Genomic DNA, 22629 nt, shown 5'->3' with positions numbered 1-22629 from the left:
CCTGCTGACGGCGGTCGTCGTCACACCGGGCGCCCGTCCCGCGACAGGGCGATGCGCAGGAGGTCGGCTAGGCTGCCGGCGCCGAGCTTCTGCTTCATGCCCGAGACGACGGCCGACACGCTCCGGTGGCTCATCGACAGGCTGTCGGCGATGGCCTCGTTGGACTTGCCCGCCCCCAGCAGCGACAGCACCTGAACCTCCCGCGCGGTCAGGCGTGCCAGGGGCGATTCCAGGAGCCCGGCATTCAGCATGGCGATCTTGGTCGCGACCTCGTGCGGCAGGTAGCTGTGCCCGGCCGACACGGTCGCCAGCGCCTCGTGGAAGCGCGTCACCGCCGTGTCCTTCAGGACGAAGCCGTGCGCCCCGCCCTCGATGGCCCGGGCGACGATCACCGGATCGTCGTGCATGCTGAAGGCGAGGATCCGGGTCGCCGGCTCGAGGGCCCGCACCCGGCGGATCAGCGACAGGCCCGACAGCCCCTGGTCGCGGAAGCCCAGGTCGGTCACCACCAGCCCGGGCCGGTGGCGGTGGAAGGTGCGGTAGCCCGACACCACGTCCGCGGCCTCGTGGACCGCCCGGACGCCGGCATCCTCGGCGAGATGGCGGAAGCCGCGCCGCACGACCGGGTGGTCGTCGACGATCAGCACCGCGTCGAGAACCCGCGGGCCGTCCCGCCCCGCCGGACGGTCGGCCGAGGCCCGGGCGGCGCTCACGGCGTCCCCTCGCCGACCGGGTGCGGGCCGGCGAGGCGCGCCAGCGCGGCCGCGTGGTCGGCCCCCTGCATCCGGGCGTTGTAGTAGTGCTGGCACATCTCGCCGTAGAGGCTCTTGCGGCGGCCGCGCTCCGCCGCGATGCCGCCGAGACCGTCGAGGATCGCGCCGTAGCCCTCGCCGATGCCGGCCTCGGCCAGCATCTGGCCGAGCTGGACGGTGCGGTTGGCGATCATGCGCGGGTCCTCGATGAAGCCGTCGCGGGCTCCGGCCAGCGCCGTCGCCATCGCGCGCACGCGGGGATCGTCGGCCGGCAGGGCCTTGCCGGCCTCGCGGCCCGCGAGCCAGCGGGCCGGGTCGGTCCCGTCGGTCGGCGCGAGCCAAGCCGGCAGGGTGCCCTCGGCGGTGGTGGCCACCACCGCGCCGGCCTCGTCGGCGCGCGCGTCGGCGCGCTCGTCCGCCCCGCGGTCGCAGGCGCCGAGGGCCAGCAGGACCAGCCCGGACGCGATCCCGATGCGGCCGGCACGGCTCATCGCGCGGGCTCCCCCGCCAGGACCGTGCGCGGGCCCTCCGCCACCTTGATGCGCGCCGTCTCGCGCCACGTGGCGAGATCGATCACCGAGACGTCGTCCGAGAACCAGTTCGCCACGTAGGCAAGCGGACCGACCACCGCGATACCCTCGGGATAGGGGCCCACCGCCACGGTGGCGACGATCTCGAGCCGGGCCGCGTCGATCACCGTCACGGCGGCGGCGTGCTGGTTGGTGACCAAGATGCGGCTGCCGTCCCCGGTGACCGCCACGCCGTAGGGCATCCGGCCGGCCGGAACCGTGGCGCGGGCCCGCAGCGTCGCCGTGTCGATCACCGTGAGGTCGCCGCTGCGCACGTTGGCGACGTAGAGGCTCGCCTCGTCCGGCGCGAGCGCCAGGGCGAAGGGCGCCTCGCCGGTCGGGACCACGGCCACGCGGGCCATCGTCCCGGTGTCGATCACGCTGACCTGACGGCTCTCGCGGTCGGCGACGTAGAGCCGTCCGCGCCGGTCGAGGACGAGGTGGGCCGGGTCGCGGCCCACCGCCGCGGCGCCCTCGACGGCGCCGGTCGCCGCGGAGATCCGCAGGACGCGGTCGCCCGACCAGTCGCCGACGTACAGGTGGTCCCCGTCCGGGCTCGCCGCGAGGCCGAAGGCCTGGCCGGGGACGGGCAGGCGGCGGGGCAGCGCGCCGGGCGCGACGACGGTGACGGCGCGCCCGTCCGGGTGGGTCAGATAGAGGCGGCCGGCCCGGTCGGTCGCCGCCGTCACCGGCGCTGGTCCGAGCGGGATCCGCCCGGCCACTTTCCCGGCCTCGATCCGCGCCAGCTCGGCCCCCTGCTGGCTGACGACCCAGACCGAGTCGCCGGCCGCGGACGCGTCACTGGTCCCAGCGCCGGTCCCGGCCGCGACCGCGACCGCGAGCGTCGCGATCAGCCACAGGTGGCGCATGCGGGGCCTCAATGGGTCGTCCGGCCCTCGACGGCCGCCTTCAGGCCCTTGAGCCCGTCCGCGAAGTAGCGGTTCATCGCCGCGCGCCCGGCCTCGTCGCTGAGGTTCTCCGGCGGCTCGTTGCCGGTGTCGCCCCGGTAGAAGCGGCCGATCCACGACACCTTGGAGCCGGTCCCGTCCGGGGTCACGGTGAGCGTCGCCGAGTAGGACGAGACCGGGAGCGCCTTCAGGTCCGGGTCGGACATCCGGTACGAGTAGGTCCGGCCGTCAGCCAGCCACTCGTCCAGCCCCTCGACCAGGGTGCCGCCGGCCTTGAGGGTCACCCGGCGGGTCGTGCCCTCGACGTTGCCGCCACTGGCCTCGGCCTTGGCCACGTCCGGGTGCCAGCGCCCGATGCCGCCGAAATCGCCCACCACCTTCCAGACCGCCTCCGGGGGCGCCTGGATGGTGATCGACTGGTCGATCTTCTGCGGCGTCGGCCCGTGGGCCAGCGCCGCGCCGGCGAGGCCGACGACGGCGAGGGCCGGGGTGAGGGCCGGAAAGAGGGCGAGGGGCATCCGCATGGTCAGGTCCTGATCGCTCCGGTTGGAGCAGGGGTTGGAGCAGGGGTTGGAGCAGGGGTTGGAGCAGGGATTGGAGCAGAGTGGCCCGCGCGCCCGCGGAGCGCGCGAAGGGCGCGGGCGAGGGGCCCCGCCAGGAGGGCCAGGAGCGTCAGAGCCAGGGCCGCCGCCAGGAGGGCGGGCCGCGGGTCGAGGCGGCCGGGCAGCGGGCGCGGCGTCGCCGCGGCGCGCAGAGGGGCGGCGAGACCGCCCGGGCCGTCGAGATGGACGTAGCCGAGGCCGGTCTCGGCGGCGAGGCGCTTCAGGTAGGGCTCGCGGACCGACGAGAGGTGCTCGGTGCCGTGGGCGGCCTGGGCCCCGAAGGGGGCATTGCGCGGGTTGTAGCCCTCGCGGGATTCCGCGTCGGCCGGGGGCGGCCCGGAGCGGTTCTCCTGCTGGACGTCGCTCTCGCCGAGGAAGCCCGTCTCGCGCCCGCGATCGTCGAAGCGGGGGATCGGCGACAGGCCGTAGCCGCCCGCGCCGACGATCAGCCCGCGCACCGCGCCGGGCCTGCCGTCGAAGGTCGGGCCGCCGGAGGCGGGCAGCGGCGGCGTCTCCTGGCCGTCGGTGAGGAACAGGAGGTCGGCGTCGATCTCCCCCGCCATGGCGATCGACCGGAACAGGCCGGCCGCGATGCGGCTGTCCCCCTCCCAGGCCATGCGCGGGTCGAGGGCCGCGATGGCGCCGTCCAGCGGCGCGAAGTCGGCGCAGACCTCGACCGGCGTGAACAGCAGGAACGGCCGCCGGTCGGTGAACAGGCCGAGCGCCACCCGCGAGCCGCAGGGGAGGTCGGGCAGCGTCGCCCGCAGCGCCGCCTTGATGGTCTCGAGCCGGCTCACCGACCCGCCGGCGGCGGGATAGTCGCGCACCGCCATGCTGCCGGTGATGTCGACCACCGCCAGCACCGACACGCCGGTGCGGGTGACCGGGATCGGCGGGGCGACCAGGGCCGCCAGCGCCAGCGCGAGGGCGGCCGCCAGGGCGCGGAACCGCCCGTCGCGCAGGTTGCGGGCGACGAGGGTGGGCAGGACCGAGGGCAGGACGGGGGGAAGGGCGCGCCGCGGGCTCACGGGCCGCCCCGCGGCTGGCCGGGGATGTCGGTCCAGATCTTCTTCGGCTCGGCGCGCAGCTCGTCCCCGGTCTTGCGGTCGAATTCCGGGTAGTCGCGCACGAGGCGCGAGGCGACGTCGAGGTTGTACTTGGCGTCCCAGAACTCGGGCCGGGCCTGGAGGGCGCGGCGGTAATCCTGCCGCGCCAGCGTCACCTGGGGCGCGGCCTTGTCGAGGTCGCCCCGGCCGATCAGCGCGAAGGCCTGCCGCATCCGCGCGTTGCCGATGACGTACCGCGCCCGGGCCGCCTCCCGCACCGCGCCGGCGCGGTCGAGGGCGTCGAGGAGGGGCTCGGTCTCGCCGAGACGGTCCCTGGCGGCGAGGAATCCGATCCGCGCCGCCAGGAGGGCCGGCCGCGCATCCGGCTCGACCGGCCGGTCGCGGCCCGCCTCCAGGGCGGCGATCCGGTCGTCGTCGCGCGCGGCGCTCCAGCCCGAGACCGCGAACCACAGGGCGGCGGCCGCGAGGACCAGCGGCAGCGCGACCAGCAGGGCCGGCCGGACCCGGCGCCACGCTGCGGCCAAGCCGAGGCGGGGGCGGGCGGTGCGGCGCGGGGCCGGGCCGTCGAGGAGGGCGCCGGCGCTCATGCCGCCCTCCGCGCCGCCGCGCCCGCGGTCTCGGTCGCGGCCTCCGTCGCAGTCTCCGCATCCGCCGGTGCCGCCGCGAGGTCCACCTCCGCGAGCTTGGCCAGGACCAGCAGCGCGAGGCCCAGGGCAGCGAGCGCGGCGGCGAGCCCGGTCAGGTCCCGGCGCGGGCGCTCCTCGACGTAGGGGATCGGGTCCCGCTCCAGGGCCTCGATCTGCCGGATGGCGGCGGCCACCGCCTCGGCGCCCTCGGCCTCGAAGGCGCGGTAGGGCACGCCGAGGCTCTTGAAGAACAGGTCGAGATGGCGCTCCGGCGCGGCCTGGGGCGTGTCCTCGCCGGCCGGCCGGTCGGCGATGCCGGGCGATCCCTGGGTGCGCAGGAACAGCCAGTACAGGTTCGGCCGGATCCGCGCGACCGCGGCGCGCAGCTGGTCCTGGATGCGCGGGTCGATCACCGCCGCGCCGTCGGAGACCAGCAGGAGAACCCGCGAGGCGCCGACATCGATTCCGAACTGCGACAGGGCCATGCCGAGGCCCCGGCCGATATTGGTGTAGTCGAGGCCGGGCCGGTCGATGGCGGCGATCGCGGCCCGCACGGCGTCGTGGCGGTCGGTCATCGGCATGACCAGCATCGGCGCGGTGGAGAAGGCCGTCACGGCGAACAGATCGTGCGCCCGGGCGCCGACGAAATCGGCCAGCAGGCGCCGGGAGGCCGCGGCCTTCGATTCCTCGGCGCCGGAGGGCTGCCGGCCCGCGAAGGTCTCGTTCATGCTGCCCGAGCGGTCGATCAGCAGCGAGACCTGCGCGCCGATGCCGAGGCGCTCGATCCGCGCGCCCGTCCGGTAGGGGCCCGCCAGGGCCACGATCAGGCCGGCGATGGCCAGGACGCCGGCGAGCGTCAGCGCCCGGCCGAGCCAGGCCGAGAGGGGGTCGGCCGGGGCGGCGGCGACCGCCGGCACGGAGGTCCGGCGCAGGGCCGAGCGGGCCAGCGGCAGCAGCGCCAGCGGCAGCAGCCACAGGACCCAGGGATCGGTCGCGCCGAGGCGGGCGAGGAGATCGGTCACGGCCTCACGCGCTCCGCTCCGCCGCCGCGAGCCGCGTTAGGAGCGCCTCGGCCTCGGCGCGGGGCCAGGCCGCGCGCGCGGCCGGCAGCCGGCCGCCGAAGAAGGCGAGGCGCGAGGCCTCGAAGAAGCGCGCGAGCCCCGCCGCCTGGCCCCGGAAGGCCCCGTGCCGGCCGAGGAAGGCGCCGAGATCGTCGGCGAGCACCCGCCTCCCGTCGGTCAGGTCGAGGCCCCGGTGCAGGGCCAGCAGCGCCGCCCGGTAGGCCTGATCGGGCCCGGCCCCCGCCCGCTGCCGCCGGAGCGCGCGCAGAGCCGCCGCGAAGGGCCGGCCCCGCCGCTGCCGGAACGGTCCCCAGGCCCGATCGTGCGCCAGCGCCAGCGCGGCGAGGCCCGCGAGGGCGCCGAGACCCGCCGCCGCCGCGACGTCCGGCCCGGGATCGACCCGCCCGCTCCGGCCGTCCGGGCGCAGGTACTCGGCCGGATCCTCGCGCCGCTGCGGCTGCACCTCGCGCAGGGGCGAGACGCCGAGGCTCCAGCCCGGCACCTGGACGGCCGCGGTGGTGCGCCCGGTCGCCGCCTCGCTCGCCAGCGTCAGGGGGAAGCCCGGCACCTCCAGGGTGCGGGCGTCGAGGGCGGCGTAGAAGCTCTGGTAGGTGAGGCTCAGGCGCACCCGCCGGCCGCCGGCCGCCGGGGCCTCCTCGACCGCGACGGCGCGCAGGTCGAGCCAGTAGGTCACCGGACCGGGCCGGGGCAGGGTCGCGCGCTGCAGCCGGAAGTCGGGATCGGCGAGGATCTCCACCTGCGCCTCGATCAGGTCGCCCAGGAAGATCCCGAAGGGCCGGGGGCTGCGCACCTCGACGGAGCGCACCTGCGCGGCGGCCGGGCCGGCCGTCAGGGCGAGCGGCGCGGCCAGGATGCCGGCGCGGAGGCTGGCGAAGAGGCTGGCGGAGAGGCCGGCCGGCAGGAGGGCGGGACCGCGCGCGCCCATGCTCAGGTCGTCATCAGGTGGCGGGTCAGCGCCTGGGCGTCGAAGCGTCCGGCGAGCCGGAAGACCCGGCGCGCGAAGGGCGCGGCGGCGCGCTCCAGGGCGGCGACCCGGTCCCGCTCCCGGGCGATCCAGGCCCGGCGCAGGCTCGGGCGCAGCAGGACCACGCGGCGGCCGCCGCCCTCGAGGTCGTCGAGCTCGACGAGGCCGAAGGCCGGCAGCGCCTCCGCCTCGGCGGGGTCGGCGAGCAGGATCGGCACCGTGTCGTGCGGCGCCAGGGCGGCGAAGACCCGGGCGATCAGGCTCTCCGGCCAGCGGAAGTCGGAGGCGAGGAAGACGAGCTTCGGCCGCCCGGCGAGCCGCCGCGCGGCCTCGAGCATGCCGGCGCAGCCGCGTCCCGCGCGCGGCGCGCCCGCGACCCGCTCGGCCGCGGCGACGGCCGCGCCCCGGTGGCGGGTGGCGGGGAGGGTGAGGTCGTCGCGCAGGGTCTCGTCGCAGCCGATCAGGCCGAACCCGTCGCTGATCCGGGTCGCCGAGACGGCCAGGGCCCGGCAGAGATCGCCCGTGAGCCGCGCCCGGTCGGCCGTGCCGGAAAAGCCCATCGAGGCCGAGAGATCGACCAGGACCCAGGTCTCGACCGCGGTCCGCGCCTCGAAGCGGCGGACATGCACGCCCTCGAACGGGTCGCGCAGCGTCGCGCGCAGGTCGATGCGGCGGGCATCCGGCAGTTGCAGGAACGGCACCTGATCGCGGAACGGGCCGGCGCCGCCGGCGTCGCGCCCCCGGTGGAGGCCGGCCCGGCTGCCGCGCGGCCGCCAGCGCGGCAGGTAGACGATGTCGGCCGTGCGCGGGTCGCTCACGGCGCCGGCACCGTCTCGAACGCGGCCCGGCACAGGGCGGGCACGATCGCGCCGCGCTGCAGCTCGTGGACAGGCTCGAGGAAGACGCGGTGGGCCATCACCTCGGTGAAGACCGCCCGCACGTCCTCCGGCACCAGCCACTCGCGGCCCTCCAGCCACGCCCGCACCCGGGCGGCGCGCACCAGGAAGGCGACGCCGCGCGGCGAGGCGCCGCCCTGCACCAGGGTGGCGGTGTCGAGGCCCGGGAGCCGGATCCCGGCCTGCGCGGGGCGGACCAGCGCGTCCCAGAGGGCCACCACGTAGGCCTCGATCGACGGCTCCGCGCGGACGGCGTGCTGGATCGCGGCCGCGATGCCGCCGATCCGGGCGTGGTCGAGCACGCCCTCGGCGACCGCGCCGACGAGGGCGTCGGTGTCGTGGAAGCGCGGGTCGAAGACCAGGCTCCGGCGCACCGCCGCGTCCCGGGGCGCCTCCAGCCCGATCTCCATCAGGAAGCGGTCGCGGGCCGCGGCCGGGAGCTCGAAGGTCTCCTCCCGCTCGACGCGGTTGCGGTCGGCGAAGACCTGCAGGTTCGGGAACGCGTAGGTGCGGCCGAAGGCCTGGACGCTGCGCTCGGCCATCAGCCGGAGCAGCAGGGCGTGGACCTGCGGCCGCGCCCGGTTGATCTCGTTGAAGAAGAACACCGAGAGATCCTCGGCCCGGGCCAGGACCGGGCCGGGATCGACCCGCGGCCGGCCGTCGGGGCCGAGGTAGGTGTGGTAGATCAGGTCGGTCGGCATCATGTCGACCGTGCCCTCGACGCGCTCGTAGGCCCCGCCCAGCGCCCGGGCCACCGCCCGCAGCAGGGTGGTCTTGCCGACGCCGACATCGCCCTCGAGCATCACGTGGCCGCGGGCGAAGATCGCGATCGTCACGAGGCGGATCGCCCGCTCCTGGCCGACCACCGCCTTGGCGACCTCCGCCTCGAAGCGGGCCGCCGCCGCCCGCCAGTCGGTGAGCATCGTGTCTCCGGAACGGAGGGTGTTCATGAGGCGGTGCCTGCGCGTGTCGATGCGGCGTGCGCTGCCGAGCGTCGCTGTGGGCCGGCGCCGCGGCGCGGGCCGGCCCCAGGACGGTCGGATCGGTCGCGATCAGTTCGAAGAGATCTTGGCGACGTCGTACTCGAACTTGCCGGTCTTCTTGGCGTTCTCGATCCGCTTCCTGTTGCGCTCCTCCATCTGCTTGATGGATTCGGCCTGCTTGCTGACCTCCTTCGGGTCGTGCTTGGGATCGTACTTGGTCCCGGCGACCTTCTCGGGGAAGCCGGGCTTCGGCTGCCAGCAATTGCCCGGCGCCTTGCAGGTCTGACCGTCGTAGGCCAGCGCCGGCACCGCGAAGGCCGCCCCCGCGATCAGCATCGCCGCCGTGATCACTGTGCGCATCGTAGATTCCTCCGTCTCTTCCTGGGGCGGCCGGTCGGGCCGCCGGTTCGCCCCGTCTTGCGCGGGGCGCGACTTGCCGAGAACGGCTAGTCCAGCGGCTTGCACTGGCCGGGCACGTCCTTGGCAAAGGTCTCGCCCTCCTTGAAGGGCTTGTAGGTCTTCTTCTGCTCGTCGGTGAGCCACTCGGCATCCTTCACCGGGCCCGTGTAGAGATGACGGATCCAGGCGATGACCTGCAGCATCTCGTCGGGATTGAGATCCTCGTTGTGCGGTCCCATCATGCCGTTGGCGCCGCCCCAGAGGGTCGCGAACAGGCCGACATCGGTCGTGTTCGCCGGGTAGGTCCAGTAATCGTCGTTGAGGCCGGGCCCGACCTTGCCCTCGCCGAGATGGCCGTGGCAGCCGGAGCACGAGGTCAGGAACAGGCTCTCGCCGTTCCGCAGGCAGGACTTGTCGTCGATGTAGAGGTTCTTCCCGGTCTGGAAGAAGGTCTTGACCGCCTGCGTGTCCCGCCCGCCCGGCTTGCCCTCGGCCGTGTCCATCGCCTCGCCGGTGATGGTGTTGCGGAAGACGATGCCGGTCTGCGGGCCGGACTGGGGCTGCGCGCGGGCCGCGGCGGGCATCGCCACGGCGAGGGTGAGAAGGGCGACGCGGGCCGAACGTACGATGTGCATCTGTTGAGCGGGTCCTGATGTCCTGATCGATGGCCCGGACGCGCCGGGCCGGTCTCGGTGGGGCGGCCTCAGTTCGAGGCGACGACCGGCACACCGTCCTGCTTGAGGATCGCCGCGATGGCGGGCCGGGCCTTCTCGATCCCGGCGTCGAGGGCCTTGCGCAGGGCCTCGTCGTCCTTGCGCACGCCCATCGACTGGTCGAAGACCTGCGGGACCTTGCGGCCGTCGCTGCCGACCGTGTCGGCCGGGACCAGCGTCATGCGCAGGGGCGTCGGGGAATCCTTGACGTAGCGGGCCACGTCCGGGCCGAAGGCGACGCCGACATCGGCCTTGTCGTTGGCGACCTCGCTGACGATGCGGGCCGGGTCGATCTGGGTGTACTGGTTGCGCGGCGAGCGGAAGTTCACCAGCGAGTAGAGGTAGGCCATGTCCTCCTCGTAGCGGCCGATATCCTTGAGCATCGCCTCGCCGGGGGAGCCGAACGGCACCACCATGTGGTCGAGGGTCTTGAGCCGCGGGTCGGACCAGGACTTCACGTCGAGATCCTTGTCGGCGCGGGTGATGAAGACGTAGCCGCTCCGGTAGTACGGCTTGGTGGTCAGCACCCGCGGGTCGTCGCTGTCGAGGCCGACGACCACGTCGCAGGTCCGCTTCTCCAGGCCGTCGCGGACGAGGTAGATCGCGGGCTTCTCGAGCCAGACGAAGATGGGCTTCTTCCCCATCGCCTCGGCGACGGCGACCGCGACGCGGTTCTCGAGCCCGGAGCCGTCCTTCATCGAGAGGGGCGGCTGCTTCTCGGAGGCGCAGATCCGCAGGGTCGCGGGGTCGGCCGGCGGGGCGGCCGGGGCCTTGCCGGGATCCGACTGGATGGCCTGGGCCTCGGATTCCTGGGCCACCACCGGCCCGGCGGCCAGGGTGGCGAGCGTCAGGACGGCGGCGAAGCGGGCCGCCAGGATGCGTGCGCGCGGGCGCGGCATGGACGTTGATCCCTGTTGTCGAAGCGTTTCTTGATGGCGTGTCCGGATGGCGTGTCCGGAGGGACAGGCGGGGCGCCAGAGGGCCCCGCCTGTCGGGATCTGATCCCAGAACCCCGCCGGCCGAGGGGCCGACGGGATGCAGGCGGCGGTTACTGGGGGCCCTTACTTGGCGGCGTGCTGCGCGTACTCGCCGACGTTCGGGTCGTCGTACGGGCTCTTGCCGTCCAGCGAGAACACCATCACGCCGCCGCCCATCTGGGTGTAGTTGGCGAGCTTCTTGAAGGCGCCCACCGCGCCGAGACCGGCGGTCGGGTCGGCGAGGTCGAACACCAGGCCCACGCCCGGCCAGCCGCCGACGCCGTAGTAGATGGCGACGTACTGCGTGCCCTTGTGGGTGTAGGTGATCGGGTAGCCGATGGCGCCCGACGGGAGCTTGAACTTCCAGAGGAGGTCGCCGTTGTCGGAGTCGCGCGCCTTGATGAAGCCGTCCAGCGTCCCGTAGAGGACGAGGTCGCCGGCGGTGGCGGTGGTGCCGCCCCAGACCGCGAAGCGCTCCATCTTCTCCCAGTTGAACTTGCCGGTGATGGCGTTGTAGCTCTTGATCTGGCCGAGGCCCTCGTAGTTCTGCCGGTCACCCTTCGGGCCCGGATACATGTTCAGCGTCGCACCGACGAAGAACTGACCCGCGCGGTAGGGCAGCATGAAGGGCTCCCAATCCATGCAGATGTGGTTGATGCCCATGTAGAAGGCTTGCCGCTTCGGGTCGTAGGAATCGTGGCCCTGGTTGTGGTAGCCCATCGCCGAGGGGCAGATGTCCTTGGCGAGGTGGTCCATCCGGGTGCCGTATTCCGGATCGCGCACCGGCGTGCCGGTCTTCAGATCCACCGACTTGAACACGTTGACGGTGTCGTCGATCTTGTTGGCCGAGACCAGCGTGCCGTCCGTCCGGTCGAGGGTGTAGACGATGCCGTTGCGGTCCGGGTGGGTGAGGAGCTTCCTCATCTTCCCGTCCTTGTCCTTCTGGTCGGACAGCATCATCACGTTGACGCCGGCATAGTCCCACTCGTCGTGGGGCGTCTTCTGGTAGCCGAACTTCGCCTCGCCGGTGTCGGCGTCGCGGCCGAAGATCGTCATCGTCCACTTGTTGTCGCCGGGACGCATGGTCTCGTTCCACGGCGCCGGGTTGCCGGTGCCGAAGTAGATCAGGTTGGTGCCCGGATCGTAGGCGTACCAGCCCCAGTTGGTGCCGCCGCCGATCTTCCAGGCGTCGCCCTCCCAGGTCGAGGTGCCGAGGCCCTTCTGGCCGTAATGGGCGTTGTGGATGTTGAAGTCCTTGGCGAGCAGCAGGTCCTCGTCCGGGCCGGTGGCGTAGGCGCGCCAGACCTGCGCGCCGGTCTTGACATCGTAGGCGGTGAGGTAGCCGCGCACGCCGAGCTCGGCGCCCGAGGAGCCGATGATCACCTTGTCCTTCACCACGTAGGGGGCGATCGTGAGGGTCGAGCCGACCTTGATGTCGGAGTTCTCGACCTTCCACACCGTCTCGCCGGTCTGGGCGTTGAGGGCGGCGACGTTGCCGTCGAGCTGGGTCTTGAGGATCAGCGCCGGGGTCTTGCCGTCGCCGGGCCAGTAGGCGAGGCCGCGGTTCACGAGATCGCAGCAGGCCACCGAGCGCGCGGCCGGGTTCTGCTTGGGCTTGTCCTGCCAGAGGATCTTGCCCGGATCGTCGAGGCCGAGGGCGAAGGTGTTGTTGGGGAACGAGGTGTGGATGTACATGACGCCGTCGACGACGAGCGGCGCGCCCTCGTGGCCGTTGAGCAGGCCGGTGGAGAACGTCCAGGACGGCTTGAGCTGCTTGACGTTGCTCTTGTTGATCTGCGTCAGGTCGCTGTAATTGTTCGAGTCGTAGTTCTTACCGGGCATCACCCAGTTCTCGTCGCTCTTCGATTTCTCGACGAGCTTGTCGTTGGCCTGCGCCACGCCCGCCATGGCGACCGGCGCGAGCGCCATGATCGCCAATGCCGAGACGGAATTCCGGAGCCTGATCATCCTGCGTCTCCTCGCCGGACTGCCACGCCGTTTGGCCTCGCAGTCATCGTGGTGTTGATTCGATGGCGACACGACTTTCACCGACAAATCCGCCTCCAGCGTCGCGATAACCGGGCCATTTCCAGTATTCGCTGAGCTTATGAAAGACTTATTATCGTTGTGCGCCACTTGATTATTCGCACGGCTTGTAATGCGTGTCTTTGCAAAACGAAACATTTCTTTTCGGGATGATTTGGCAACTGAACACCGGAGATCTGGTAAGATCACGGAGACCTTGACCGAGAGCCGACCGCTATCCCAGACAGGTGGGCCAGACAGGTGGGAACGATACGCGGGCGTGCGGGCCCGGAGCCGTCCGCCGACCCGTCCCGGGAGGACGCCATGGGTCATGTCACGGGCTGCGCGGCCCGCTCTCCGGCGCTGGCCGCCTGCTGGGCGGCTCTCGCCCTGGCGCCTGCGGCTCTGGCAACCGCGACCTTGGCGCCTGCGGCCCTGGCGGCCGGGACCGGCGGGGAACGCCGTCTCGCGGCGCTCTACCAGCAGGACGGGCGGCGCGAGCTGACGGGGGCCGACCTGGAGCGCTTTCCCGGCGCGGGCGTCCTGTGGTGCCGGCGCCCGGACGGGATTCCCCAGAAGGCCGCCGCCGCGTGGCTGATCGGGAGCCGGTCCCTCGTGCTGATGAACGCGCACAATTTCCGCAATCGACAACTGGAGGTTACTCGAAACGTCGCCGACTGCTACTTTCAGATAGCAGGTCGGAACTACGCCTTCGTGCCCGAGATCCTGGAACTCGGCGTCGAGCCCGAGGCGCGGCGCCTGCACATCACCGACGACTGGGCGCTGCTGCGCCTCGCCGAGCCGGCCGAGGCGCGGCCGCAGCCGATCCCGGACCCGCCCACCCTTCCGACCGGCGACCTGACGCTCCCGGTGACGATGGTCTCACCGGCCGGGCACGAGAACTACCGGGGGCAGAGCAGCCGGGAATCCTGCGCCGTCCGGCGGATCGATCCGCCGAGCGAGGGCGCGATCCGCCGCGCCCGCCACGATTGCAACGACGGCTACGGCGGATCGGGCTCGGGCCTGTTCGACGCGGAGGGCCATCTCATCGCGATGCAGAGCGCGTCGCTCTCGATGAACCAGCGCCACGCCTTCGACATCGAGTTCCACTACGGCTCGGCCCTGCTGATCGAGGGCCGGCTCCACGAGGCCCTCGAGGCTCAGGCCCGCGCGACCCGGGACCGCTAGGGCGGGCCGCCCCCCGGGTGTCCGCGGCGCCTCCCCGGGAATCCGGTAAGCTCCCGGTAAGCAAGGCGGCGGTTTCCGCCCCGGCGCCGGGGGAAGCGCTCGACGGCGCCGCGGCGGCAAGCCAAAACTTAACGTTGAACCTCGAATCTGGTCCCGCGAGGGAGCCGGTATGCCCGCTGTCGGAACGTTCAGGGTCTGCGCGCCGGGACGGCCGCCGTTCGCGGCGGCCGTGGCAGAGGGCGTGGCCGAGGCGGTCGCGCTGCCATCCGTGCTCGTCACGATGCTGGGCAGCCTGATCGAGGCCTGGCCCCGGCAGATCTACACACAACCCCTGGTGACCACCCGCTTCCTCGGCCAGCGGACCACCTACGTCTGCGATCCCGGTCACATCCGCGGCCTGATGGTCGACCAGGCCGAGGCGCTGGAGCGGGAGCCGTTCATGCTCCGGGCGCTGGCCCCGGCCCTCGGGGCGGGGGTCCTCACCGCGGACGGGGACCACTGGCGGCGTCAGCGCAGGACCGCGACCCCGATGTTCCGCCCGGACCGGGTCCGGAGCTTCGTGCCGGCCATGGCCCGGGCCGCCGCGGCGACGCGGGCGCGCTGGCGCGACGCCGATCCCGCCGGGAGCGAGCGGGACATCCTGCGCGAGATGATGCGCACGACGTTCGACGTCATCGTCGCCACGATGGTGTCGGGCGATCCCCACCTGGAGGTCGGGCCCTTCGGGGCCGCGATGGACGCCTATCTCGGCCAGACCAGCTGGAAGATCGCCCTGGAGATGCTGCGGGCGCCGGCCTGGGTCCCGCATCCGGGGTCCCGGGCCGGGGCGGAGGCGGTGCGCTACCTGCGCGGCGAGGTCGCCCGCACGATCGCGCGCCGCCGGGCCCGCGGCGAGCCCGGCTCCGACCTCCTCGGCCTCCTGCTGCAGGCGCGGGACCCGGAGACCGGCGCGCCGCTCACGGAGGCGAGCCTCGTCGACAACCTGCTGACCTTCGTGTCCGCCGGCCACGAGACCACCGCCCTGGCGCTGGCCTGGACCTTCCGGGTCCTGGCCGAGCACCCGGAGGTGGAGGAGCGCGTCGTCGCCGAGATGGCGCGCCTCGGCGCCGATCCCGAGTCCGATCCCGGTTCCGTGGACCGGCTCCCCTACACGCGTCAGGTGCTCCTCGAGGTGATGCGCCTCTATCCGCCGGCCCCGCTGATCGTGCGGCGGACGCGGGCCCCGGTCCGGCTCGGGGACACGGTCGTGCCGGCCGGGCAGTCGGTCCACGTGCCGGTCTACGCCCTGCACCGGCACGCGCTGCTCTGGGACAGGCCGGAGGCGTTCGACCCGGGCCGCTTCGCGCCGGAGCGGGCCGCCGCGCGCGACCGCTACGCCTACCTGCCGTTCGGCGCCGGCCCGCGGGTCTGCATCGGCATGGGCCTCGCCCTGACCGAGTGCCTCGTCGTCCTGGCGACGCTGCTGCCCGCCTTCCGCCTCCGGCCGGTGACGGCGGAGATGCCGGCGGCGCAGTTCCGCGTGACCCTGCGGCCCAGGGGCGGCCTGACCATGAGGGTCGCGCCCCGCCACGGGACCGGGCAGGGGGCCGGGCACGGGGCCGAGCAGGGGGCGGCCCATGCCGCCTGAGATGTCGCCCGAGGTGTCGCCCGAGATCTCCGCGGGCGCGACCGGGCCGGGCGCGCGGCGGGGGACCTGGCCGGACCGCCGGCCGGGATCGCTGCTCGGCCGCCTCTTCGGTCCCGACGCCGACGACGCGCTGCCGAGCCGCTACCGCCTGCAGGTGCGGGCGGGGCTCCTCGACGAGACGCTGAAGCTCGCCACCTACTCGGCGGTGACGCACCTGATCATCGCGCTGGCCGTCGCGTACTTCTTCTGGGGTTCGGCCTCACACACCTACCTCCTCGGCCTGCTCGCCGTGGTCGCGGTGCTGATCACGGCGGCGACCTACGCGACCTGGCTCTACTGGCGCACCCACGGCGACACCGCCTCGGCGCACACCGTCCGGTGGGGCTGCCGGATCTCCGCCGGCCTCGCCTTCGCCCTGGGCCTCGCCTGGGCGACCCTGCCGGTCGTGCTGTTCGCCCCCTCCGGCGGCGACGCGCGGCTGCTCGTCGTCGCCATCGTGGCCGGCCTGATCTCGGACGCCTACGTGGTCGGCCCGCTCCTATCGGTCTCGTACCTGTTCGCGGTCCCGGTCATCGTCGGCAGCTTCGTCGGGCTGGCCCGGTCCGGGGAGCCGGTCGCGCTCAGCATCGGCTTCCTGCTCGCCGTCTACGCGATCTTCGTGGTGACGAGCGTGAGCCGCATGAGCCGCCTGTCGCGCCAGCGCATCCTCGACCGCGTGCGGGTCGAGGACCAGAGCGAGACGATTGGGCTGCTGCTCAACGCCTTCGAGGCGAATGCCAGCGACTGGCTGTGGGAGACGGACGGGACCGGACGGTTCCAGCACGTCTCCACTCGGATGGCGGACGTGCTGGCCTGCCCGGTGCAGAGCCTCCAGCACGCCTCGTTCCCGGCGCTGCTCGCCGGCCGGGCGGAGGCGCCCCCCGAGGCCGACCAGAGCGCCGACCTCGTGGACCGTCTCCGGCGGGGCGTCGCCTTCCACCAGCACCTGATCGCCGTCGACACGCCGGCCGGCCGGCGCTGGCTCCGGCTGAGCGGCAAGCCGTTCCTCGACCAGAAGGGGCGCTTCGCGGGGTTCCGGGGCGTCGGCTCCGACGTGACCGAGGCCCGCCGGGCGGAGGCGCACATCGCCTATCTGGCCACCCGGGACCCGATGACCGGCCTGTCGAACCGGGTCATGTTCCACGACGTCGCGTCCGAGGCCTGCGCGGCCGCCGCGCAGAACGCGCCGCAGAACGCGCAACCGGCCCCGGACACGACGGTCAGCCTGCTCTACCTCGACCTCGACGGCTTCAAGACCGTCAACGACAGCATCGGCCACGCCGCGGGCGACGCCCTGCTGGGGCAGGTCGCCGATCGCCTGCGCGCCCTGCTCCCGGCCGACGCGCAGGCGTTCCGTCTCGGGGGCGACGAGTTCGCGATCCTGCAGCGCGGCCGGGACGGCGCGGCCGCGCAGGCCCTGGCCGAGGCCACGATCGCGACCCTGCGCGAGCCCTACCTCATCGACGGCGTCCGGGCGGAGATCGGCGTCAGCGTCGGGATCGCCTGCGCCCCCGCGGACGCGACCGAGCCCGAGGACCTGCTCCGGAAGGCGGATCTCGCGCTCTACAGCGCCAAGCAGGGCGGCAAGGGGCGCTGGCGGGGCTTCGACCGCGACCTGGACGTGCGCGTCCAGCGCCGGCACGAACTCGACGAGGCGATGCGCCAGGCCCTCGCCGACGGCGAGATGGCGCTGCACTACCAGCCTTTGGTCAGCCTGCAGGACGGCCAAGTGGTCGGCTGCGAGGCGCTGCTCCGCTGGACCCGGCCCGGTCTCGGCCCCGTCTCGCCCGCCGAGCTGATCCCGATCGCCGAGGGAACGGGCTTCATCCTCGCGATCGGGCGCTGGGCCCTGCGGCGGGCCTGCGCGGAGGCGCTGACCTGGCCGGTGCGCCTGCGCGTCGCCGTCAACATCTCGTCGGTCCATTTCCGCCGGCCCGACTTCTTCGCCGACGTCGCGGCGGTGCTGGGCGAGACCGGCCTCGCGGCGGACCGCCTGGAGATCGAGATCACCGAGTCGATCTTCCTGGCCAACACGCCGCACGTGCTGGACAATCTCCGCTCCCTGCGGGCGCTCGGCGTGCGGATCGCCCTCGACGATTTCGGGACGGGCTACTCCTCGCTGAGCTACCTGACGCAGTTCCCGGTCGACAAGATCAAGATCGACCGCGCCTTCGTGCGCGACCTGAGCAGCCGCCCCGAATGCCTGACGGTGATCGAGGCGATCATGGTCATCGCCCGCGACCTGCGCATCGACGTCACCGTGGAGGGCGTCGAGACCGAGCAGCAGGCCGAGCTGCTCCGGCTGCGGCGCTGCAACAGCGCGCAGGGCTTCCTGTACAGCCCGGCCCGGCCGCCCGAGGAGATCCCCGGCCTGATCGAGAGCCTGCCCCGGCGGGCGCTCCCGACCGAGCGGGCGGTCCGCGCGGTCGCCTGAGGGCGGGCGAACCCGGATCCGGGTTGCCACGCGGGCCGGAACGGCTCTAGCGGGAGACGACCACGCGGAACCGGGACACAGGCGCGCCATGCCCAAGGTCGTCATCAGCGAGTTCATGGACGAGGCCGCGATCGCGGCCGAGCTCGCCGGCCTCGACGTGCAGTACGATCCGGGTCTCGTCGACCGGCCCGGGGACCTCGCCGCCGCCGTGGCCCGGGCCGACGCCCTGATCGTGCGCAACCGGACCCAGGTCCGCGGCCCCCTGCTCGACGCCGCCCGCGACCTCAAGGTCGTCGGCCGCCTCGGCGTCGGCCTCGACAACATCGACGTCCCGGCCTGCCGGGACCGGGGCATCGCGGTCTACCCGGCCACCGGCGCCAACGACGGCGCGGTCGCCGAGTACGTGGTCGCCACCGCGCTGCTGCTCCTGCGCGGCGCCTACGGGGCCACGGCCCGCGTGGCGGCCGGCACGTGGCCGCGCAACGCCCTGATGGGCCGCGAGATCGCCGGCAAGCGCCTCGGCCTCGTCGGCTTCGGGTCGATCGCCCGCGAGACTGCCCGGAGGGCGGCGGCCCTCGGCATGACGGTCGCCGCCCACGACCCCTTCGTGGCCGCGGGCGACCCGGCCTGGAACCCGGCCACCGGCCCCGTGCAGAGCCAGGCGCTCGACGCCCTGATCGCCCAGAGCGACGTGCTCTCGCTGCACGTGCCGCTCACCGATCAGACCCGCGGGTTGATCGACGCGGCGGTGCTGGCCCGGATGCCTGCGGGCGCGATCCTGATCAACGCGGCCCGCGGCGGGGTGGTGGACGAGGCCGCCGTGGCGCAAGCCCTGCGGTCCGGCCATCTCGGCGGCGCGGCGCTGGACGTGTTCGACCGCGAGCCCCTCGACGCGGCGGCGGGCGCCGTCTTCGCGGACGTGCCGAACCTGATCCTCACGCCGCACATCGCCGGGGTGACGCAGGAATCGAACGTGCGCGTCTCCGCCGTCACGGCCCAGGCCGTCCGCCGCCACTTCACGAGGGACTGAACCGGGAGGGCCCGCGCGCGGCTGAACATCGACGGCAACCTGCGCGCCGCGCGGGTCGCCTTCGACGGGCTCGACCGGGAGGCTCAGCGCAGGGCGAGCACCTGGGCAGCGTGCGAGGCGACGGCCTGCACGGCCGGGAGATCGTAGGCGTAGACGCGGCCGGCCAGGATCGCGAGCGCCAGCGTCCAGAACACCGCACCGCCGACGCGCCGCGCCGTGCGGTCGCCGGTCGAGGTGGCCGGGCAGGCGCCGGCGACGCCGTCGGCGACGGGCTCGCCGAACGGATCGAAGGCCGGCGACTGGTTTTCAGAGGCGCTGCGCATGGTGCCGAATGTCGCGCTCGGCAGGTCCGTTCGCAATGGACACGTCTTTCGAATTTCGCTGCGCGCGGAGATGCTTGTTCTCCATTCGATCCCCGCGACAGACAGGTTCTTCTCAGAGGGCCGGTTCGACCGCCGGGAACGCGATATCTTCTTCCCGCCGGGGGCCGGGACCGCCCGCTCCCGGGGCGGTGGGCGTGTGGTAGGCCATGCGCTCGCGGCGCCCCCGCAGGGGCTCGCGACTGACTTCGCGCCACGCCTCGGCCGGCGCCCCCGCGGCCCGCCGCGCGGCCTCCGAGACCAGGATCGGGACGCCGTGGAGCTTGGTCGCCTGCTCGAGGCGGGCGGCGACGTTGACGGCGTCGCCCAGCACGGTGAACTCGTAGCGCGCCTCCTCGCCGATGATCCCGCAGAACACCTCGCCGTAATGGACGCCGACACCGATGCGCACGGCCTGCGCGGGTGCGGCCCTGTCGGTCCAGCGGGCGATCACCGCGACGAGGTCCTGCGCGAAGGCGAGGGCGCGGGCCGCGTCGTCGGGCCGGGGCTCGGGCAGACCGAACACCACCAGGGCGCCGTCGCCGATGAACTTGTCGACCACGCCGCCCCGCAGGCGGGCGAGGCGCGTCACCCGCCGCCGGAAGGCGGACAGGAACTCGGAGAGCCGGTGCGGATCCAGGCTCTCGGCCAGGGTGGTCGAGCCGCGCATGTGTCAGATTATACTATCATGACACCGGCACCGCTCGATCGAGCGCATCACCGCCCGGCTTGGATCAGAGGGATTAAGGCTGTGGGAGCCCCGAGGCGCACCGGTACGGCAGAGGGGAAAGAACCCGAACCCTTGAAACGGCGCCACGCTGATGGCGGCGAAGATTTGGTCACGATCCATGCCAGCCGCGCCAAAAATCGTCGGCATTTCCCGGATGACATCGAGAGTTGATTTGAGGCGCCGATGTTGTTTCTAGCAATAACTTTGATCCCATTGACTCTTCAGTTACTGCACTTTATGACTAGCGTCCAAACTAAATCCGATATTAGACGACGAATACTGGAGCTTTACGTAATAATTGGCGGCCTGTCAGAAAAAGGTCAGTTTTTTGAAGCACTCGTTAAACTTCGGAAAACAATGAAAAACTCAAGGGGATGGTACTTAATATTTTATTCAAGCGTGTCGTTCGCGTGTTTTGTGTCAAAAATTCCAGAACTGATCGTCAAATCAAGAAATGAATTGGAGAAAAACCTTATATTACTATCCGATTTCGTTATCGATACGCATTATAGCGTCACATTTGATCTTGGAATGTCGACAGATGGGCCAAATTTTTTCTACAATGACGATGGGAAAAGTTGTGTCGCGCGAAAGAGCGCCTTGAATTTCGTCGATAGCAAACCCGGCCACAAAGAGAAAATCGCAGCCGCTATTCGGTCCTTCTCCGATGCTCAGATCAAGTGGGTCTTCGCTTTGAGCGAAATAATATCGGACACCTTCACCTTCCTCACCGTTGGGATTGCGATCGTCATATCGATGAGGGTGACGCTATTTGTGCTATCGCGGCTTGCCAACTCGGGACTGTGGCTGGTCATCTCCGTATTTCTATCGCTCGCAGTAGCTCTGCTTTCGCCGTTCATTTTGATCGAACTATCGACGTACATAGCGGTAACTTCGATTGTAACCTTCAGGAGCGGATTGCCGGATTTCTTTGGTATCGACACACCGACAGTTCTCAACCTAGCTATCGCGCACGCGTCCACAATGACGCTCGCTCTACTCAACCCCGAAAGTATATTCGCCGTTGTTTTGCAGAAAGCGCTACCAGACAGTTGGATGGTGGCAACCATTTTCAATAGCCTGATGTCACCTATGACAATATCAATTTCATGGGACCGACTTGGATCTTTCGCTCAGGACCTGATCCGCTTCAACAATTTTGATTTTGAGGCAACTGGCCTAGAAGGAATACGGAACTGGGGCGTCGGCACTGACTTAGCCTTCTCGCTTTCTTATCTGATTTTGTCGTTTATGCTCGCGTCGGCCAATAATAGAGAGTCCGTGCGCGATTATATGTTAGACGAACTCCAGGAAATCGACAGTTCCACCGGCGGGCCGATTTTATCCATTGCTGCCAAAACGAGGATCTTGATGGCGGCAATCCTAGCTCTGTTTGTGAAGAAGAGCTGAAAGCACCACTAGGTCAAACAGATGCAACCCGATGAACGAGGCAAGCCCCGCAGCGGGCATCCCACCTAGCATCCCACCTGCCTTTCAGGTGGGATGGATCTAAGTGCCTACCTCACCTCAGAGAATGCCAGGAAATCACTTCCTAAAGCCGATCAGCGCCAATCATCCCACCTAGACCGGGCTCCTTGCCGAGCCTACAGAGGAGGGGGCACAGCACTGCGCAGAAGTGCCGCAGCGGTGTGCCATTTGAACTTGCGGCTGCTCTGAGGTGCGGGCGCTTGCCCTGCTTTAGCTTAAGCCGCTGATGCTACGATCGGAATTCCCGCCAAATCCCACGAAATCCGATCCAATCCCGCGTCACGCCGCAGTGCCATCCGAACATGCACTTCACAGCATGTCGACGAACACGATGGCGGCCTGCTGGCGGCGGCCGGCCTTCAGGCTCCCGTCGCCGTCGGCGAGCCGCAGGACCAGCTCCTGCGGCAGGAACCGCGACAGCCGGTTGCGCCGGGTCGCCTCCCGCAGGGCCGACACGGCGAACAGCACGAACAGCACTGCCAGGGCCCCGACCATGACCCAGATGGCCAGGGCGATCCGCGACACCGTCGCCTGCCGCCGCTCCATCCGCCGCGCCTCGTGCGCCTCCATGCGGCGCACCCGGTCGCGGATCGCGTCCATCACCTGCTTGCCGCGCCCGTCCGCCACGGAAGCGCGGGCCGCCGCGCCGTCGCCGGCGCGCATGAGGGCGACGCTGGCGCCGAGCTCGTCGAGCTTCCGGCGGATCAACCCGGCCAGGGTGTCGAGGTCACCCCGCTGGTCGGGATCGTCCTGGACGAGGTCGCGCAGGAGATCGAGCTGCTGGTCGACGTTCAGCCGCCCCTCGGTGAAGGGCAGCAGGAAGGCCTCGTCGCCGGTGAGCAGGTAGCCGCGCTGGCCGGTCTCGGCGTCCTGCACCGCCGACAGGACCCGGGCGAGGCGCCCGTCCACCGCCACGGTGTGGCGCACGGCGTCGACGCCGCGCTGCTGGTACACGAAGGCGCCGAGCGCGATGGCGGTCATCACCAGGATCGTGGCGAACCCCACCGTCATCCAGGTCACGGTGCGCGAGCGCAGGGATCGCTGCACCCGCGCCCCCACGCGCGCGCCGACACGCGCCCTGACCGAGGCGGCGTCCGGCGCGGCGTCGCTCCGGTCCGATTCTGTTGCGGTGGCGGGCACGGTGGCGGGCGCGGGCGCTGGGACGGACATG

22 protein-coding genes are annotated in these 22629 nt (G+C 71.7%); 5 read left to right on the top strand and 17 right to left on the bottom strand.

The genetic code is table 11. The features are described 5' to 3' along the window. Positions 1-20: 20 nt before the first annotated feature. From ACQKQD_RS30320 to ACQKQD_RS30255, 14 genes are all read right to left on the bottom strand, one after another. Positions 21-713 carry a response regulator transcription factor gene (locus tag ACQKQD_RS30320; RefSeq protein ID WP_020096040.1) on the bottom strand — a complete coding sequence of 231 codons (693 nt, stop codon included), beginning with the start codon at positions 711-713 and terminating at the stop codon, positions 21-23. Continuing rightward, positions 710-1243: an MxaH protein gene (locus tag ACQKQD_RS30315; protein ID WP_234081580.1), complete on the bottom strand. Its 534-nt coding sequence runs from the start codon at positions 1241-1243 to the stop codon at positions 710-712. The genes ACQKQD_RS30320 and ACQKQD_RS30315 overlap by 4 nt, the downstream gene beginning before the upstream one ends. Continuing rightward, complete coding sequence (locus ACQKQD_RS30310) at positions 1240-2190, bottom strand: cytochrome D1 domain-containing protein (protein ID WP_427510465.1); 951 nt, start codon at positions 2188-2190, stop codon at positions 1240-1242. Before ACQKQD_RS30310 ends, ACQKQD_RS30315 begins: the two co-directional genes overlap by 4 nt. A gap of 8 nt (positions 2191-2198) precedes the next feature. Beyond that, positions 2199-2753 carry an SRPBCC family protein gene (locus tag ACQKQD_RS30305; RefSeq protein WP_427510464.1) on the bottom strand — a complete coding sequence of 185 codons (555 nt, stop codon included), beginning with the start codon at positions 2751-2753 and terminating at the stop codon, positions 2199-2201. A gap of 2 nt (positions 2754-2755) precedes the next feature. Further along, complete coding sequence (locus ACQKQD_RS30300; protein WP_427510463.1) at positions 2756-3859, bottom strand: vWA domain-containing protein; 1104 nt, start codon at positions 3857-3859, stop codon at positions 2756-2758. Continuing rightward, positions 3856-4485 carry a hypothetical protein gene (locus ACQKQD_RS30295; protein ID WP_056529792.1) on the bottom strand — a complete coding sequence of 210 codons (630 nt, stop codon included), beginning with the start codon at positions 4483-4485 and terminating at the stop codon, positions 3856-3858. Before ACQKQD_RS30295 ends, ACQKQD_RS30300 begins: the two co-directional genes overlap by 4 nt. Next, positions 4482-5546 (bottom strand): vWA domain-containing protein, encoded by a 1065-nt coding sequence (locus ACQKQD_RS30290; RefSeq protein WP_427510462.1) that lies wholly within the window; start codon positions 5544-5546, stop codon positions 4482-4484. Before ACQKQD_RS30290 ends, ACQKQD_RS30295 begins: the two co-directional genes overlap by 4 nt. 4 nt (positions 5547-5550) lie before the next feature. After that, a complete protein-coding gene (locus ACQKQD_RS30285; protein WP_427510461.1) occupies positions 5551-6531 on the bottom strand; it encodes a nonribosomal peptide synthetase MxaA in 981 nt (326 codons plus the stop codon). 2 nt (positions 6532-6533) lie between these two features. Then, positions 6534-7388, bottom strand: coding sequence for a DUF58 domain-containing protein (locus tag ACQKQD_RS30280; RefSeq protein WP_091928531.1), 855 nt, complete (start codon positions 7386-7388; stop codon positions 6534-6536). Next, a complete protein-coding gene (locus ACQKQD_RS30275) occupies positions 7385-8416 on the bottom strand; it encodes an AAA family ATPase (RefSeq protein ID WP_427510460.1) in 1032 nt (343 codons plus the stop codon). Before ACQKQD_RS30275 ends, ACQKQD_RS30280 begins: the two co-directional genes overlap by 4 nt. A 102-nt stretch (positions 8417-8518) precedes the next feature. After that, complete coding sequence (locus ACQKQD_RS30270; protein ID WP_012321128.1) at positions 8519-8809, bottom strand: methanol dehydrogenase [cytochrome c] subunit; 291 nt, start codon at positions 8807-8809, stop codon at positions 8519-8521. An 86-nt stretch (positions 8810-8895) separates the two neighbouring features. Beyond that, positions 8896-9483 carry a cytochrome c(L), periplasmic gene (gene moxG / locus ACQKQD_RS30265; protein WP_020096029.1) on the bottom strand — a complete coding sequence of 196 codons (588 nt, stop codon included), beginning with the start codon at positions 9481-9483 and terminating at the stop codon, positions 8896-8898. Positions 9484-9551: 68 nt separating this feature from the next. Beyond that, positions 9552-10460, bottom strand: a complete 909-nt coding sequence (gene moxJ, locus ACQKQD_RS30260) for a methanol oxidation system protein MoxJ (protein ID WP_427510459.1) — start codon at positions 10458-10460, stop codon at positions 9552-9554. A gap of 162 nt (positions 10461-10622) precedes the next feature. After that, positions 10623-12506, bottom strand: a complete 1884-nt coding sequence (locus ACQKQD_RS30255) for a methanol/ethanol family PQQ-dependent dehydrogenase (protein WP_427510458.1) — start codon at positions 12504-12506, stop codon at positions 10623-10625. A gap of 381 nt (positions 12507-12887) precedes the next feature. Here ACQKQD_RS30255 and ACQKQD_RS30250 point away from each other — a divergent pair, with 381 nt between their 5' ends. The 4 genes from ACQKQD_RS30250 to ACQKQD_RS30235 all read left to right on the top strand — a co-directional run bounded on the left by ACQKQD_RS30250 (position 12888) and on the right by ACQKQD_RS30235 (position 18881). Next, a complete protein-coding gene (locus ACQKQD_RS30250) occupies positions 12888-13751 on the top strand; it encodes a S1 family peptidase (RefSeq protein WP_427510457.1) in 864 nt (287 codons plus the stop codon). Positions 13752-13920: 169 nt separating this feature from the next. Beyond that, a complete protein-coding gene (locus ACQKQD_RS30245; protein WP_427510456.1) occupies positions 13921-15378 on the top strand; it encodes a cytochrome P450 in 1458 nt (485 codons plus the stop codon). Beyond that, positions 15368-17851: a putative bifunctional diguanylate cyclase/phosphodiesterase gene (locus ACQKQD_RS30240; RefSeq protein ID WP_427510455.1), complete on the top strand. Its 2484-nt coding sequence runs from the start codon at positions 15368-15370 to the stop codon at positions 17849-17851. The genes ACQKQD_RS30245 and ACQKQD_RS30240 overlap by 11 nt, the downstream gene beginning before the upstream one ends. A gap of 88 nt (positions 17852-17939) precedes the next feature. Beyond that, a complete protein-coding gene (locus tag ACQKQD_RS30235) occupies positions 17940-18881 on the top strand; it encodes a hydroxyacid dehydrogenase (protein ID WP_427510454.1) in 942 nt (313 codons plus the stop codon). An 83-nt stretch (positions 18882-18964) separates the two neighbouring features. Here ACQKQD_RS30235 and ACQKQD_RS30230 read toward each other — a convergent pair whose 3' ends face one another. Both ACQKQD_RS30230 and ACQKQD_RS30225 read right to left on the bottom strand, forming a co-directional pair. Beyond that, positions 18965-19204, bottom strand: coding sequence for a hypothetical protein (locus tag ACQKQD_RS30230; protein WP_020096021.1), 240 nt, complete (start codon positions 19202-19204; stop codon positions 18965-18967). A 112-nt stretch (positions 19205-19316) separates the two neighbouring features. After that, a complete protein-coding gene (locus tag ACQKQD_RS30225; RefSeq protein ID WP_427510453.1) occupies positions 19317-19910 on the bottom strand; it encodes an adenylate/guanylate cyclase domain-containing protein in 594 nt (197 codons plus the stop codon). Between the two features lie 243 nt (positions 19911-20153). Between ACQKQD_RS30225 and ACQKQD_RS30220 the strand changes: the two genes are divergently transcribed. Continuing rightward, positions 20154-21380, top strand: coding sequence for a hypothetical protein (locus tag ACQKQD_RS30220; protein ID WP_427510452.1), 1227 nt, complete (start codon positions 20154-20156; stop codon positions 21378-21380). 387 nt (positions 21381-21767) lie between these two features. Here ACQKQD_RS30220 and ACQKQD_RS30215 read toward each other — a convergent pair whose 3' ends face one another. Continuing rightward, entirely contained in the window at positions 21768-22628 is an 861-nt protein-coding gene (locus ACQKQD_RS30215) for a CHASE3 domain-containing protein (RefSeq protein ID WP_427510451.1), read from the bottom strand. Position 22629: the final 1 nt, after the last annotated feature.

The organism is Methylobacterium sp. NPDC080182 (assembly GCF_050281105.1).
Taxonomy (GTDB): Bacteria; Pseudomonadota; Alphaproteobacteria; order Rhizobiales; family Beijerinckiaceae; genus Methylobacterium.
The sequence above is the reverse complement of the archived record's forward strand: the minus strand, read 5'-3'. Positions and strand labels throughout refer to the sequence as shown.

Bases quoted from the DNA above. Each gene is read 5' to 3' on its own strand.
- ACQKQD_RS30315 (WP_234081580.1), bottom strand. From the start codon at position 1,243: ATGAGCCGTGCCGGCCGCATCGGGATCGCGTCCGGGCTGGTCCTGCTG.
- ACQKQD_RS30310 (WP_427510465.1), bottom strand. From the start codon at position 2,190: ATGCGCCACCTGTGGCTGATCGCGACGCTCGCGGTCGCGGTCGCGGCC.
- ACQKQD_RS30305 (WP_427510464.1), bottom strand. From the start codon at position 2,753: ATGCGGATGCCCCTCGCCCTCTTTCCGGCCCTCACCCCGGCCCTCGCC.
- ACQKQD_RS30295 (WP_056529792.1), bottom strand. From the start codon at position 4,485: ATGAGCGCCGGCGCCCTCCTCGACGGCCCGGCCCCGCGCCGCACCGCC.
- ACQKQD_RS30285 (WP_427510461.1), bottom strand. From the start codon at position 6,531: ATGGGCGCGCGCGGTCCCGCCCTCCTGCCGGCCGGCCTCTCCGCCAGC.
- ACQKQD_RS30275 (WP_427510460.1), bottom strand. From the start codon at position 8,416: ATGAACACCCTCCGTTCCGGAGACACGATGCTCACCGACTGGCGGGCG.
- ACQKQD_RS30270 (WP_012321128.1), bottom strand. From the start codon at position 8,809: ATGCGCACAGTGATCACGGCGGCGATGCTGATCGCGGGGGCGGCCTTC.
- moxG (WP_020096029.1), bottom strand. From the start codon at position 9,483: ATGCACATCGTACGTTCGGCCCGCGTCGCCCTTCTCACCCTCGCCGTG.
- moxJ (WP_427510459.1), bottom strand. From the start codon at position 10,460: ATGCCGCGCCCGCGCGCACGCATCCTGGCGGCCCGCTTCGCCGCCGTC.
- ACQKQD_RS30255 (WP_427510458.1), bottom strand. From the start codon at position 12,506: ATGATCAGGCTCCGGAATTCCGTCTCGGCATTGGCGATCATGGCGCTC.
- ACQKQD_RS30250 (WP_427510457.1), top strand. From the start codon at position 12,888: ATGGGTCATGTCACGGGCTGCGCGGCCCGCTCTCCGGCGCTGGCCGCC.
- ACQKQD_RS30245 (WP_427510456.1), top strand. From the start codon at position 13,921: ATGCCCGCTGTCGGAACGTTCAGGGTCTGCGCGCCGGGACGGCCGCCG.
- ACQKQD_RS30240 (WP_427510455.1), top strand. From the start codon at position 15,368: ATGCCGCCTGAGATGTCGCCCGAGGTGTCGCCCGAGATCTCCGCGGGC.
- ACQKQD_RS30235 (WP_427510454.1), top strand. From the start codon at position 17,940: ATGCCCAAGGTCGTCATCAGCGAGTTCATGGACGAGGCCGCGATCGCG.
- ACQKQD_RS30230 (WP_020096021.1), bottom strand. From the start codon at position 19,204: ATGCGCAGCGCCTCTGAAAACCAGTCGCCGGCCTTCGATCCGTTCGGC.
- ACQKQD_RS30225 (WP_427510453.1), bottom strand. From the start codon at position 19,910: ATGCGCGGCTCGACCACCCTGGCCGAGAGCCTGGATCCGCACCGGCTC.
- ACQKQD_RS30220 (WP_427510452.1), top strand. From the start codon at position 20,154: ATGTTGTTTCTAGCAATAACTTTGATCCCATTGACTCTTCAGTTACTG.
- ACQKQD_RS30215 (WP_427510451.1), bottom strand. From the start codon at position 22,628: ATGTCCGTCCCAGCGCCCGCGCCCGCCACCGTGCCCGCCACCGCAACA.